This is a genomic window from Bradyrhizobium sp. 18BD (assembly GCF_054185225.1).
Map to the genome: position 1 here is coordinate 17,650 of NZ_JAVAYL010000001.1, position 12,323 is coordinate 29,972.

Genomic DNA, 12,323 nt, shown 5'->3' on the forward strand with positions numbered 1-12,323 from the left:
GGCTGACGCCAAACCCAGTCCCGTGTCTCCATGCTTTTGGGGAAGCCATGAACGCGTCAGTGAAACCCGCCGCCAAACGCCGGCTCCTGCTCGCCTCCGACCGGAGCGACGAGAGCACCGAGCTTGCCAGCATCCTGAAGGCGGTCGGCGACGTCTCGACGGTGACGACGCAGGACATTCCCGAGCAGCCGGCGCGCGATCTGTCCGGCCTCGTCGTCGACATCAATCTGCGCTCGCCCGAGAGCGTGCAGCGGGTGCGCAACAAGCTGCGCGGCGAAGGCTATCGTTCGATGCCGCGACTGTTCGTGCTGGCCGACGCGCTTCATCACGGCACCATGCAGGCCTGGGCGCTGGGCGCCACCGACACGATCTCGCGTCCGCTGCAGCCCGACGCCATTCTCCAGCGCATCCGTGCGGCTTTCCCCGACACCGCCGCCTATGACGCGACCGATCGCGGCAAGACGCTCAACCGCGGCGTCGAGGCGGCGCATGCGGTGCTGGCAAAAATGTTCGAGAAGCTGCCGCTCGGCGTGCCACTGACCTTCGACGACGTCATCGCCGCCGAGAGCAAGATTCTGAAAGCGATCAAGCACTCCTCGCTGCGCGAATGGCTCACCACGGTCGGCTGCCACCATGTCGGCAGCTATCGCCACTGTCTGTTCGTCACCGGCTTTGCGGTTGCCTTCGCCCAGCATCTCGGCATGCGCGAGGACGACCAGCGTCGCCTGACCCGCGCCGCGCTGCTGCATGACGTCGGCAAGGCCTTCGTGCCCTCCGTGCTGCTAGACAAGCCCGGCAAGCTCACCGACGAGGAGATGGCCGAAGTCCGCCAGCATCCGCGCCGCGGCTACGATGCGCTCGCAGCCCAGGGCGGCTTCCCGCCGGAGATGCTGGACGTCGTGCTGCATCACCACGAATTCCTCGACGGCTCCGGCTATCCCAATGGCCTGTCGTCGAACCAGATCAGCGACATCGTGCGTGTGACGACCATTGTCGACATCTACGCGGCTCTGGTGGAAAAGCGCGCCTACCGCATGCCCTTCACCCACGCGCGTGCCTTCACGATGATGGAAGGCATGGGCGGCAAGCTCGACCAGCAATTGCTGCAGGCGTTCCGCCCGGTGGCGCTCGGGTCGTTCTAGGCGAGATGCCGTAGGGTGGGCAAAGGCGCATCGCGCCGTGCCCACGAATTTGTCTGCGTTGGATAGAGGTGGTGGGCACGCTTCGCTTTGCCCACCCTACGGCACTTCCCTTACCCCACCATCTTCCTCAGCTCCGCCTTCGCCACCTTCTCCAGCGTCGAGCGCGGCATGTCGTCGACCAGCCGGATCTCGCGCGGCACCTTGAAGTCGGCGAGACCCTTGCGGCATGCGGTCATCACGCGGTCCTGCAGATCGGGCGCTGCGCCCGCGACGCCGCCATGCGGGATGATGAAGACGACAGGTACCTCATCCAGCATCGGATGCTTCTTCGCCACCACCGCCGCCTCGCGCACGCCGGATACGAGCGCGATCACCTGCTCGATCTCCGAGGCCGCGACGTTCTCGCCGCCGACCTTCAGCATGTCCTTGGCGCGGTCGCCGAACTTGATGAAGCCGTTTTCCAGACGCTCGACGCGGTCGCCGGTGAGGAAGAAGCCGTGCGCGTCAAAACTTTCGCGCGTGGCTTGTTCGTTGTGCAGGTACTCGGCGAACAGCGACAGGCCGGGAATGCCCTTGATCGCGAGATTGCCGGTATCGCCGACTGCGGTCGGCTGGCCGTCATCGTCGGTGATGCGGATTTCGTACTCCGGCGCGGCGCGCCCGATCGACATCGGAATGTTGGGCTGGTCAACCTCGCCGATGATGCCGTGGGTGATGGTCTCGGTCATGCCCCACCAGCCGATCATCTTGACGCCGAACGCGGCGAAAGCCGGCGGCTCGCTGATCGCGGTGCCCCACAGGCGGAATTTGTGGTCTTTCGGGATCTCCTGCTCAAGCAGCGCCTTCATGCAGAACGGAATGGTCGAGGTCCAGGTCGAGCCATGCTCGCGCGCGACGCCCCAGAACCGGCTGGCAGAGAAACGCGGCTGGATCACGCAGGTGGCGCCGACCCACAGCGTCGCCAGCATCGAATAGGCCAGCGCATTGGTGTGGAACAGCGGCAGATAGGTCTGGTGCACGTCGCCGGCGTGAAGGTCCTCATGCGCGGCATTGATCTTAGCGCCCCACAGCGCATTCGCGTGAGTCCACAGCACCGCTTTCGGCCGCGACGTCGTGCCCGAGGTGTATTGCACGCTGCACGGCGCGAGCGGATCGGTCGCGCGCTGTGGCCGGTCGGCACTGTCCGCGAACAGGGACTCAAAGCTGTCACCGCGCGAGATGGCCTGCGCAGGCGCCGCGCCGGCATCATGCGAGGTCACCGCCAGCCAGCGAATGTTCCGGCAGTTCTGGGCGACGATCTGCGCATAGGCCGGCTGCGTGATCGCGGCGACCGCGCCGCAATGATCGGAAAAATACTCGATCTCGGCCGGCGCCGAGCGGGTGTTGGTGGTGACCGCGATGGCGCCAAGCTCGACGCAGGCAAACCAGGCCAGCAGCGCCTCGATGCAATTGTCGAGATGAATGAGAACATATTCACCGGGCTTGACGCCGCGCCTGGCCAGCCCCGCCGCGAGCGCGCCGACCCGCTCGTGAAACTCGCCATAGCTCCAGCGCCGCGCCGGCGCATCGAACGGCGCCCAGATCAGGAACGGATGTGAGCTTCGCACCTCGGCGCGCATCTTCAGCAGCCACGGCACGTCGAGCCCGTCGAACGGGCCCACGATTCCGGCGGTCTTTTGAATGGGCATGAGTCCTCCCGTGCAGCCTGCATCTTGATGGCGGCCGCCTTTTGATTATTGCGTCTTCCTGCCATCGGATGGCGCGCGGCGCAAATCGGAGGACGTCTGCGGCAGTCTCTCCCCGTCATTGCGAGGAGCTCTTGCGACCAAGCAATCCAGACTGTCCCCGAGGAAGCAGCCTGGATTGCTTCGCTTCGCTCGCAATGACGGCGCTTGGGGCGGGCAGCGTGGCCCTATCGACCGCCATCCTCGTATGACGAGATCTCGATCAGGCTGCCATCCGGGTCCCGGCAATAGACCGAGCGCAGCGTGCCGCGGGCGCCCTGCTTGGGCACCGGGCCTTCCTCGATCGCGACGCCATGTGCCTGCAAATGCGCCACCACCTCGTCGGGAGCGGCGGAGGTCAGGAAGCACAGATCCTCGCTGCCGGCGGTCTGGTGATCGGCGGTAAACCATTCCACCTTGTCGGCATCGCGCGGCCGGACGTTGATCTTCTGGTTACCGAATTGCAGAGAAGTCCGCGGCGCTTTGCCGCCGCCGGGGTCGAACACCTTGACTTCCATGCCGAGAATCTTGCGGTACCACTCGGTGGTCACCGCGACGTCGGCGACATTGATGACGAGATGATCGAGGGCTTCGACCTTGACCGGCATGCCTTATCCTTTCGTCGTGATGCGCCCCGCGCACTTTCCGCGCTCCGCAAGCTTTGTTACAACCGCAACGACGCCACTTTCAAGTTATCCGGACTTCGAGAACAACACTCTTTGAAGAACAACACCTGGGAGAACCCTTGAGATGATCACTCGCCGTTCCGCGCTGGGCCTGCTTGCCGCCACGCCTCTTGCAGCCAGCCCGCTGTCGAAAGCCTTTGCCGCGGATTATCCGTCCCGGCCGGTGAAGTTCGTGGTCGGCTATCCGCCGGGTGGCGCCACCGACATTCTGGCGCGCCTGATCGGCCAGCGGCTGTCGGAAAAGTTCGGCCAGCAATTCGTGATCGAGAACAAGCCGGGCGCCGGCAACAACATCGGCACCGAATCGGTCATCAACGCCGAGCCCGACGGCTACACCGTGCTGCTGATCAATCCGGCGAACTACATCAACAGCACGCTCTACGCCAATCTCAAGTTCAACTTCGTCCGCGACATCGCGCCGATCGCCGCGTTCCAGCGCGTGCCGAACGTGATGACCGTGAATAAGGACGTGCCGGCCAAGACCGTCGCCGAGTTCATCGAATATGTGAAGGCCAATCCCGGCAAGGTGAACATGGCCTCCTCCGGCAACGGCACCTCGGTGCATCTGTCCGGCGAGATGTTCATGGCGATGACCGGCTGCAAGATGCAGCACGTGCCCTATCGCGGCGCGGCCCCGGCGATCACCGACATGCTTGGCGGCCAGGTGCAGGTGATCTTCGACAACATGCCCTCGATCATCCAGCACATCCGCTCCGGCTCGCTTCGCGCGCTCGGCGTCACCACCGCGCAGCGCTCGCCGCAGCTGCCGGACGTGCCGGCGGTCGGCGAGACCGTGAAGGACTACGAGGCGAGCGCGCTGTTCGGCATAGGCGCGCCCAAGAACATGCCCAAGGATTTAATCGCCAAGCTCAACACCGAGATCAACGCGCTGATGAAGGAGCCCGACATGACCAAGCGCCTGGTCGAGCTCGGTGGCGATCCGCTGGTCGAGACGCCGGAAGCGTTCGGCAAGGAGATCGAGGCCGAGACCGCCAAGTGGAAGAAGGTCGTCGAGTTCGCCGGCCTGAAGGTCGAGTAGCGATCTCGTGATGATCGGGAATGGAGCCCTGCCGTTCGGCAGGGCTTTTTCTTGCGTGCGTTGTCGCATTGATCTGGAATAAATCGGCGTGGCGAAACCTGATGTTAGATGGCGCCGTATCTCGCGCCATGAAGAGAGGAGTTGGGATCATGCGCAAGACGCAATTGGCGCTGCTGACGCTGGGCGCGACGATCCTTGCCGGTGTCGTCACCGTTACGCCCGCCGTGGCGCGCGACTATCCCTGGTGCGCTCAGGGCGGCGAATATGACTATCCCGGCGAATGCGCCTACAGCACCTATGAGCAATGCCAGGCCAGCGTCTCCGGCCGGTTGCTGTACTGCGGCCCGAACCCGCTCGTTGCCTATGGTCAGGCACCGCTGCGCCCGCCGCAGTCGCGCGTGCACCGCCGCGCGCGCCCCGCGGCGCCGTACTGATCGCGCCGCATTCCACGAAGCACCGCAGGGCGCATTTTCGCATGATCGCCCCGGAATAAATCGGCTCCGCAAGCCTTTCTCACAGTGAGGTCGCATGTCGCGCGGCGAACATGGGAGATTGGTCATGCGCAAGGCGCAGTTTGTGCTGGGCACCATGGTTCTCGTTTGGCTCGCCGGCGGTAGCCCGGCGCGCGCGGATTACCCGTGGTGCATTCAGGATTCGGAATTCGGCTATCCCGGCGACTGCGCGTATCAAACCCGCGAGCAGTGCATGGTGAGCGCGTCCGGCCGCAAGGGTTTCTGCGGTCCAAATCCTGCCGTGCTCGCGCGACCGTTGTCTCCGCCGCCACCGCGCGGCCGGCGCATCCCGCCGACCTAGTCACGCCTTTCGCGCGCCGGCGGCCAGCTGCCGGATCACGCAGTCGTGCGGGCCCATGCACCGGAATCCCCGCTTGACGTCCCGGCGTTCGCGCCTATACTAAACCATATGGTTAAGTATCAAGACGAGGCACTGGACCGGACTTTCGCGGCGCTGTCCGACCCGACGAGGCGCGCATTGCTGGCGCGTCTTGGCGAGCAGGAGAGCCTGTCGGTGAGCGAGTTGGCCGCACCGTTTCCGGTCTCGCTGCCGGCGATCATGAAGCATCTCGACGTGCTCACCGACGCGGGCCTGATCGTGCGGGAGAAGACCGGCCGCACGGTGTCCTGCCGGCTCACGGCGCAGCCGATGGAGCAGGCGATGAACTGGCTCAATCGCTACGCGCAGTTCTGGTCCGAGAAATTTGATCGCCTCGCCGCCTTCGTGGAGGAAGAGACATGGCCAATGCAGCCGTCAACGCCCAGTCCCGTACCGCCGACGCAGAGCGCCCAAGCCTTGAACGGCCGAGCCTCACGCTCACGCGCCGGCTCCGCGCGCGGCCGGAAGAAGTCTACGCCGCCTGGACGCAAGCCGCGCAGCTAGCGCAATGGTTCGGGCCGCCGAACATGAAGCCGGCGACGCTGAACGCCGAGCTCGACGTCCGCAGCGGCGGCCGCTTTCGCATCAGCTTCACCCGTGATGACGGCGAGTATTTCCAGGCCGGCGGCAGCTATCGCGAGGTCGTGCCGAACGAGCGGCTGGTCTTCACCTGGGCCTGGCACTCGACGCCGGAGCGTGAATCGCTGGTGACGATCACGTTCAAGCCCGACAGCGACGGCACGCTGATGATCTTCCATCACGCCCAGTTCTTCGACGAGACCGCACGCGACAATCATCGGCGCGGCTGGTCGTCGTTCTTCGACAAGCTCGACGCCTTCGTCGCCTGACATCATGGAGGACACCATGCAGCAACATCAGATCGTCTCGCGCGAGCAATGGATCGCCGCACGCAAGGCCCATCTGGCGCATGAGAAGGAGTTGTCCCGGGCCCGCGAGCGCCTCGCCGAGGAGCGCCGCGCCCTGCCCTGGGTGAAGGTCGACAAGGCCTATCTGTTCGAGGGGCCGAACGGCAGGGTGACGCTCGGCGACCTCTTCAAGGGCCGCCCGCAGCTCGTGGTCCAGCACGTGATGTTCGCGCCCGACTGGGAAGCGGCCTGCAAGAGCTGCTCGTTCTGGGCCGACGGCTTCGAGCGCATGGTGCCGCATCTGGCCGCGCGCGACACCAGCATGGTCGCCATCTCGCTGGCGCCGAGCGCAAAGCTCGAAGCCTTCAAGAGGCGGATGGGCTGGACGTTCGACTGGGTCTCCTCCGGCGACAACGACTTCAACCACGATTACGAAGTCTCGTTCACGCGCGAAGAGATCGACAAGGGCGTGCCCCGATACAATTTCGGCACCACGCCGTTCTATGGCCCGGAGCTACCCGGCATCAGCGTGTTCTACCGCAATGAGGCCGGCGAGATCTTCCATACCTATTCGTGCTTCGCCCGCGGCCTCGACATGATGAACGCGGCCTATCAGTACCTCGATCTCACCCCGCTCGGCCGTCACGAGGATGGTCTGCCCTATCCGATGGACTGGGTCCGCCTGCGCGACCAGTACGAGCCGCAGGCGAACGGGGCGTGTTGCCACGGGTGAGGGGGTGACGACGCTTGCGCGCCACAGACTCCAATTGCTCTCGTCACCCTGAGGTGCCGGAGCGAAGCGGAGGCCTCGAAGGGCGACAGCCTAGCTGCATCTCGGCTGGTCCTCCTTCGAGGCTCCCTATGGGACGCGTTGCGTCCCATGCCTCGCACCTCAAGCGACAACCGCTTCGCGGTTGCGCGGGGATGACGGGTCGAGCTGAGTCAATTTACTCACCTCTTCGCCTCGACCTGCTCCGTGGCATTGCACGAGATCAGCATCGTGTAGGCGCGCGCATTGCCGGCGACGTCGGTGGTCTTGAGCTCGCCTTTCGGTTCGGCGGTCTGGTAAGGCACCACGGAATTGTCGAGGAAGTCGCGCAGCATGCCAGTCTTGATCGCGAAGTTGATATTTTCAGGGATGCTGCCGGTTGCTGCGGCGATGCGCAATCCGGGAATCTTTGCCGTGACCACGCCCACGATCTGACCGCCAGTGTCGAACAGCGGTCCACCGCTATTGCCGGGCTGCACTGGCGCACTGATTTGCAGGAAGCGCGTGTCGTTGAACATGCCGCTGAGTGAGCTCACGATGCCGGTCGTCACGGTGAAGTCCGAGGTGAGCAGACCGTGGAAGGGAAAGCCGATCACGACGACGGAATCGCCGGAGCGGATCGAGCGATCGCGAATTCGGGCAAAATCCTTGAATGTCGTCGTCGAGGGCGCCTGCAGCAGAGCGAGATCGTTGTTGGCGTCGTTCGACACGACGCGCAGCGACATCGCGGGTTCGCCGGTGAGGTTGCCCTTGATGTCGCCGACGCAGCCACTGATCACGTGACTGTTGGTGACGACGTGTCCGCTGGCACTCACGACAAAGCCAGTGCCGCTTTTGGCCCGGGCGGCCTTGCTGCCGGCCGGCGGCGCCTGCTTGTCCGGCGCGGGTTGCGACTTGGCGGCGATCTTGGTGAAGTCGCCGGCCTTGTCGAGCCCGTCGGCTTTCACCTTGGTCACGCAATTGGCCAATGCGGCGATCAGCGGTCCGGTCGAGGTCAGATCGAAATTCAGAACGGAGCGGCCGGCCGTCGCCACCATCAGGCTCGCCTTCTGGAACGTGCGCACAACATTGACCGGCATGACGGCCGTGAGCATGTTGGTCTGGTACGCCGTGGCGTAAAGCCTGGCCTGCTCCTGCCCGTCAAAGGTCACGTCGATTGCGGCGTTCTCGCCCTTGTTGAAGCGGTAGCTGGGACTCGCAAAGGCGAGCGACCATGTGCCGGCGGCATTTTGGCTCACGACGAGGATGACGCCGTTCGCATAAGGCGTGGTCGCCGCGCAATGCGAGAAGGCGCCCGTCTCGTCATTGCTGAAGGCGCCGCCGATCCAGTTGCCGACATTGACACTGCCGAACGGACCCTTCGCATGCGCTACTCCGGCGATACCGACCTGCAGCAGAGACGCGACGACGAATGACTTAATCCACATACTTTCCCCCAGGAACGCTTTTGATCTCATCTTACCCATTGAGAGAGGTGAGACGCAACCGGCAGTTGTTCGGGTCGCTCCGATCCCCTTTGCGGTCACATCGGGCTTGCCTTTGCTTTGCATTGCTATATACTTTGCAATACAAAGTCGGCCCGGACATTCCGGGTGGAGCGGGGTTTTGGCGTTGCCGATGCGCGATCTCGACAAGGCGCTGGCCGATATCGTGGCGATCCGCAGCCAGATCGCGGCCGGCACGGCGTTCCGCGGCTACGGCCCGGCGACCATGGCAGCAACCGGCGCCGTCGCGCTGCTCACCGCAATCCTGCAATTCTGGCTACTAGGTGATGTCACCAGCGAGCCGCTCTTCTTCTTCCTGGGCTGGCTCTTGGCCGCCGTACTCTCCGGCCTGATGATCGGCATCGAGATGCGGGCGCGGTCGCGCCGCCATCATTCCGGTCTGGCGGATGCCATGATTCACCAGGCGGTCGAGCAATTCCTTCCGGCAGGCGTCGCCGGTGTGCTGCTCGCGGTGGTCATGTGGAAGTTCGCGAGCGAGACGCTGTGGCTATTGCCGGGCCTGTGGCAGATCCTGGTGTCGCTCGGCATCTTCGCCTCGGTCCGCTCGCTGCCGCGCAGCGTCGCGCTTGCGGGCGCCTGGTATTTCGTTTCCGGCTTTGCGGTCGTGCTGCTCGCGAGCCGGACCCACACGCTATCGCCATGGACCATGGGGCTGCCCTTCGTGATCGGGCAGTCGGTGATGGCGGCCATCCTTTATTTCGCGTCAGGAGATAATGATGTCGAAGACTGACAGCGCGCCGTTCTCATATGAAGGGCTCGACCGCGTCATCCACGAGAAGGCGAGGCTCGGGCTTCTGACCTCGCTGATGGCGCACCCGAAGGGACTGGCCTTCGCCGATCTCAAGCAGCTCTGCGGCCTTACCGACGGCAATCTGAGTCGGCATCTTGCCGTGCTCCAGGAGGCCGGGCTGGTCGAGGTGACCAAGGGCTATGAGGGCAATCGCCCGCACACGACCTGCCGCCTGACCAAGGCCGGCCGCCGCCGCTTCCTCGACTATCTCGCCGTGCTCGAACGCCTGGTGCGCGATGCCGCCAAGGCCGCCGGCCGCGAGGCGCCGCCGCTCGGCCGCCTCGGTATCGTCTCGACCTGATCCTCCCCTTTTTGACCGGAGACTTTGCAATGCAAAGTGACAGGAGCTCCAGCAACATGACCACTCGCAACGAGAAGCTTCACGTCGGCATCATCATGGATGGCAACGGCAGATGGGCGACGCGGCGCGGCCTGTCGCGCGTGCGCGGCCACGAGGCCGGCGTCGAGACGATCCGCCGCATCGTCGAGGCCGCGCCCAAGCAGGGCATCGGCACACTGACGCTCTATGCCTTCTCCACCGACAATTGGCGCAGGCCCAGGGCCGAGGTCGCAGCCCTGATGACGCTGCTGCGCTTCTATCTCGCCAACGAGGTGCAGAGCCTCGTCAAGAACGGCGTGCGCCTCACCGTGATCGGCCGCCGCGACCGGCTGCCGGACGGCGTCGCCAATGCGATCACGCGCGCGGAGGCGGCTACTGCACATGGCACCGCGCTTCACTTGCGCATCGCCGTCGACTATTCCGCGCGCGATGCGATCCTCAACGCAGCGGCGAAGGCTGCGGCGCTGACCAGCCTGACGCGCGAAGCCTTCTCGCAGCTCGTCACCGGCGAGGCCGGCCTTCGCGATGTCGATCTCATCATCCGCACCTCCGGTGAGAAGCGGCTGTCGGACTTCCTGCTCTGGGAAGGCGCCTATGCCGAACTGCACTTCACCGAGCGGATGTGGCCCGAGTTCGATGCGAGCGGTCTCGCCGCGGCGCTCGCCTCCTTCCATGGCCGCGAGCGTCGCTTCGGCGGCCTCCAGGCCATTATGCCCGAGGAGGTGCCGTCGCTATCGCGGGCGTGACACTGACGCGGAGACGAGCAAGGGTCTCCGCTGCGGTTTTTGGACAATGTCTTCAGGTTCAGTCGGGGGATTGGGCTTCATCATCGAAGTGGGACGGACGATCACGCCAACCAAAGCGGGAGCGAAAGTCCATGCGTGTTCTTCTCGTCAACGTGCCTCATCCTTCGATCGGCAGCCGAATTCCTGACGATCATCTGCCACCGCTCGGCCTGCTCGCGATCGGCGGCCCGCTGATCGACGACGGCCACATTGTGCGGCTGATCGATGCCGAGTTCGGTCCGATGCCGGTCGCGGCCATCATCAGCGAAGCGAACCGTTTTGCGCCGGATGCCGTCCTGTTCGGCCATTCCGGCTCGACTTCCGGACATCCCGTGATCGCGGAGATCGCGCAGGCCCTGGTGAGGGCTATGCCGCGCGTGCTGATTGTCTATGGCGGTGTCTTTCCGACCTATCACTGGCACGAGATTCTGCGCGATGAGCCCCATGTCAGCGCGATCGTGCGCGGCGAGGGCGAGGAGACCGTGCGGCGCCTGATGCGGGCGCTGGAATATGGCCACGATCTCGGCGGCATCAGCGGCATCGCGTTTCGCGACGCCACGGGTCCGCGCGCGACGCCGCCAGCGCCTGTCATCGCCGACCTCGACGCCTATCGCATCGGCTGGGAGTTGATCGATCATGCGCGCTATTCCTATTGGGGCGGCCTGCGCGCCGTCGTCGTGCAGTTCTCGCGCGGCTGTCCGCATCTGTGCAATTATTGCGGCCAGCGCGGCTTCTGGACGCGCTGGCGCCATCGCGATCCCGTCCGTTTCGCCAAAGAGCTGGCGCGCCTGCACCGCGAGCACGGCGTCAAGGTCATCAACTTCGCCGATGAAAATCCGACCGTGTCCAAGAGAGCATGGCGCGCCTTCCTCGACGCGCTGATCGCCGAGAAGGTGGACCTCATCCTGGTCGGTTCGACCCGGGCCGACGATATCGTGCGCGATGCCGACATCCTGCATCTCTACAAGCAGGCCGGCTGGCAGCGCTTCCTGCTCGGGTTAGAGAACACCGACGAGAAGACGCTGGAGCTGATCCGCAAGGGCGCGACGACCGCGACCGACCGCGAGGCCATTCGCCTGCTGCGGCAGCACGGCATCCTGTCGATGGCCACCTGGGTGGTCGGGTTCGAGGAAGAAACCGATCGCGATCATTGGCGCGGATTGAAGCAGCTGCTCGCCTATGATCCCGATCAGGTTCAGCTGCTCTACGTGACGCCGCATCGCTGGACGCCGTACTTCCGGCTTGCCGCCGACCGCCGCGTGATCCAGCCCGATCGCAGACGCTGGGACTACAAGCATCAGGTGCTCGCGACGCGCTACATGGCACCGTGGCGCGTGCTGGTTTGGTTCAAGTTCACGGAGATGGTGCTGCAATGCCGCCCCAAGGCGATCTGGCGCGTGCTGTTTCAGCGCGATGCGGGCCTGCGTCACGCCATGCGCTGGTACACGCAGATGGGCCGCAGGGTCTGGCCGCACGAGATCCTGGAATTTGTTCGCGTACGCCGCCTGAAATGGGGGCCGACGGTGCGGGAGTTCTGGGGCGCGCCGCAAGACAGCGAGGAGCAGTCGATGACGGCGACGCGACCCGAGCGTCGCGTCGACACGCGCGAGGCCGCATGAGTGTAGCCTGAAAATCGCCAGGAGTGCCGTCGCTCTCCGGTGTGTGACGTACGGCACAGGGCAACGCGCTGTTCGTTTTCAGCCGCATGATTGGCAGCGATGTCCAAGCCGCCGGTGCACGGTCTCGGCTAGGTGTGCGGTCCCCGCAACCTGCCGAGAGCGTCGCG

13 protein-coding genes and 1 pseudogene are annotated in these 12,323 nt (G+C 64.8%); 11 read left to right on the plus strand and 3 right to left on the minus strand.

Translation table 11 applies throughout. The annotated features are described in order from the left end of the window. Positions 1-47: 47 nt before the first annotated feature. A complete protein-coding gene (locus RAD16_RS00085; RefSeq protein WP_458155861.1) occupies positions 48-1,142 on the plus strand; it encodes an HD-GYP domain-containing protein in 1,095 nt (364 codons plus the stop codon). 110 nt (positions 1,143-1,252) lie between these two features. Here RAD16_RS00085 and RAD16_RS00090 read toward each other — a convergent pair whose 3' ends face one another. Beyond that, positions 1,253-2,830 (minus strand): AMP-binding protein, encoded by a 1,578-nt coding sequence (locus tag RAD16_RS00090; protein ID WP_458155862.1) that lies wholly within the window; start codon positions 2,828-2,830, stop codon positions 1,253-1,255. 224 nt (positions 2,831-3,054) lie between these two features. Continuing rightward, positions 3,055-3,474, minus strand: a complete 420-nt coding sequence (locus RAD16_RS00095; RefSeq protein ID WP_458155863.1) for a VOC family protein — start codon at positions 3,472-3,474, stop codon at positions 3,055-3,057. 142 nt (positions 3,475-3,616) lie between these two features. Here RAD16_RS00095 and RAD16_RS00100 point away from each other — a divergent pair, with 142 nt between their 5' ends. The 6 genes and pseudogenes from RAD16_RS00100 (at position 3,617) to RAD16_RS00125 (ending at position 7,081) form a co-directional block, all read left to right on the plus strand. Continuing rightward, positions 3,617-4,591 carry a Bug family tripartite tricarboxylate transporter substrate binding protein gene (locus tag RAD16_RS00100; protein ID WP_458155864.1) on the plus strand — a complete coding sequence of 325 codons (975 nt, stop codon included), beginning with the start codon at positions 3,617-3,619 and terminating at the stop codon, positions 4,589-4,591. A gap of 149 nt (positions 4,592-4,740) precedes the next feature. Further along, positions 4,741-5,025: a DUF3551 domain-containing protein gene (locus RAD16_RS00105; protein ID WP_458155865.1), complete on the plus strand. Its 285-nt coding sequence runs from the start codon at positions 4,741-4,743 to the stop codon at positions 5,023-5,025. Between the two features lie 124 nt (positions 5,026-5,149). Then, positions 5,150-5,404, plus strand: coding sequence for a DUF3551 domain-containing protein (locus tag RAD16_RS00110; RefSeq protein WP_458155866.1), 255 nt, complete (start codon positions 5,150-5,152; stop codon positions 5,402-5,404). 177 nt (positions 5,405-5,581) lie between these two features. Next, a complete protein-coding gene (locus tag RAD16_RS00115) occupies positions 5,582-5,986 on the plus strand; it encodes an ArsR/SmtB family transcription factor (RefSeq protein WP_458155867.1) in 405 nt (134 codons plus the stop codon). Positions 5,987-5,997: 11 nt separating this feature from the next. Then, positions 5,998-6,330, plus strand: a pseudogene (locus RAD16_RS00120) (SRPBCC family protein); the annotation flags it as partial. Between the two features lie 16 nt (positions 6,331-6,346). After that, positions 6,347-7,081 (plus strand): DUF899 domain-containing protein, encoded by a 735-nt coding sequence (locus RAD16_RS00125; protein WP_458155868.1) that lies wholly within the window; start codon positions 6,347-6,349, stop codon positions 7,079-7,081. A 218-nt stretch (positions 7,082-7,299) separates the two neighbouring features. Here the strand turns inward: RAD16_RS00125 and RAD16_RS00130 are convergent, their stop codons facing one another. After that, positions 7,300-8,544, minus strand: coding sequence for a S1C family serine protease (locus RAD16_RS00130; protein ID WP_458155869.1), 1,245 nt, complete (start codon positions 8,542-8,544; stop codon positions 7,300-7,302). Positions 8,545-8,734: 190 nt separating this feature from the next. Here RAD16_RS00130 and RAD16_RS00135 point away from each other — a divergent pair, with 190 nt between their 5' ends. The 4 genes from RAD16_RS00135 (at position 8,735) to bchE (ending at position 12,156) form a co-directional block, all read left to right on the plus strand. Continuing rightward, positions 8,735-9,352: a hypothetical protein gene (locus tag RAD16_RS00135; RefSeq protein WP_458155870.1), complete on the plus strand. Its 618-nt coding sequence runs from the start codon at positions 8,735-8,737 to the stop codon at positions 9,350-9,352. Next, entirely contained in the window at positions 9,339-9,713 is a 375-nt protein-coding gene (locus tag RAD16_RS00140) for a winged helix-turn-helix domain-containing protein (RefSeq protein WP_027542101.1), read from the plus strand. The genes RAD16_RS00135 and RAD16_RS00140 overlap by 14 nt, the downstream gene beginning before the upstream one ends. A gap of 29 nt (positions 9,714-9,742) precedes the next feature. Beyond that, the gene (locus tag RAD16_RS00145) at positions 9,743-10,498 is read left to right on the plus strand and encodes a di-trans,poly-cis-decaprenylcistransferase (protein WP_458155871.1); all 756 of its coding nucleotides are present in this window, start codon (positions 9,743-9,745) and stop codon (positions 10,496-10,498) included. Positions 10,499-10,629: 131 nt separating this feature from the next. Then, the gene (bchE, locus tag RAD16_RS00150; RefSeq protein ID WP_458155872.1) at positions 10,630-12,156 is read left to right on the plus strand and encodes a magnesium-protoporphyrin IX monomethyl ester anaerobic oxidative cyclase; all 1,527 of its coding nucleotides are present in this window, start codon (positions 10,630-10,632) and stop codon (positions 12,154-12,156) included. The last annotated feature ends 167 nt before the right edge of the window (positions 12,157-12,323 follow it).

Bases quoted from the DNA above. Each gene is read 5' to 3' on its own strand.
- bchE (WP_458155872.1), top strand. From the start codon at position 10,630: ATGCGTGTTCTTCTCGTCAACGTGCCTCATCCTTCGATCGGCAGCCGA.
- RAD16_RS00095 (WP_458155863.1), bottom strand. From the start codon at position 3,474: ATGCCGGTCAAGGTCGAAGCCCTCGATCATCTCGTCATCAATGTCGCC.
- RAD16_RS00085 (WP_458155861.1), top strand. From the start codon at position 48: ATGAACGCGTCAGTGAAACCCGCCGCCAAACGCCGGCTCCTGCTCGCC.
- RAD16_RS00100 (WP_458155864.1), top strand. From the start codon at position 3,617: ATGATCACTCGCCGTTCCGCGCTGGGCCTGCTTGCCGCCACGCCTCTT.
- RAD16_RS00130 (WP_458155869.1), bottom strand. From the start codon at position 8,544: ATGTGGATTAAGTCATTCGTCGTCGCGTCTCTGCTGCAGGTCGGTATC.
- RAD16_RS00125 (WP_458155868.1), top strand. From the start codon at position 6,347: ATGCAGCAACATCAGATCGTCTCGCGCGAGCAATGGATCGCCGCACGC.
- RAD16_RS00110 (WP_458155866.1), top strand. From the start codon at position 5,150: ATGCGCAAGGCGCAGTTTGTGCTGGGCACCATGGTTCTCGTTTGGCTC.
- RAD16_RS00105 (WP_458155865.1), top strand. From the start codon at position 4,741: ATGCGCAAGACGCAATTGGCGCTGCTGACGCTGGGCGCGACGATCCTT.
- RAD16_RS00145 (WP_458155871.1), top strand. From the start codon at position 9,743: ATGCAAAGTGACAGGAGCTCCAGCAACATGACCACTCGCAACGAGAAG.
- RAD16_RS00090 (WP_458155862.1), bottom strand. From the start codon at position 2,830: ATGCCCATTCAAAAGACCGCCGGAATCGTGGGCCCGTTCGACGGGCTC.
- RAD16_RS00140 (WP_027542101.1), top strand. From the start codon at position 9,339: ATGTCGAAGACTGACAGCGCGCCGTTCTCATATGAAGGGCTCGACCGC.
- RAD16_RS00135 (WP_458155870.1), top strand. From the start codon at position 8,735: ATGCGCGATCTCGACAAGGCGCTGGCCGATATCGTGGCGATCCGCAGC.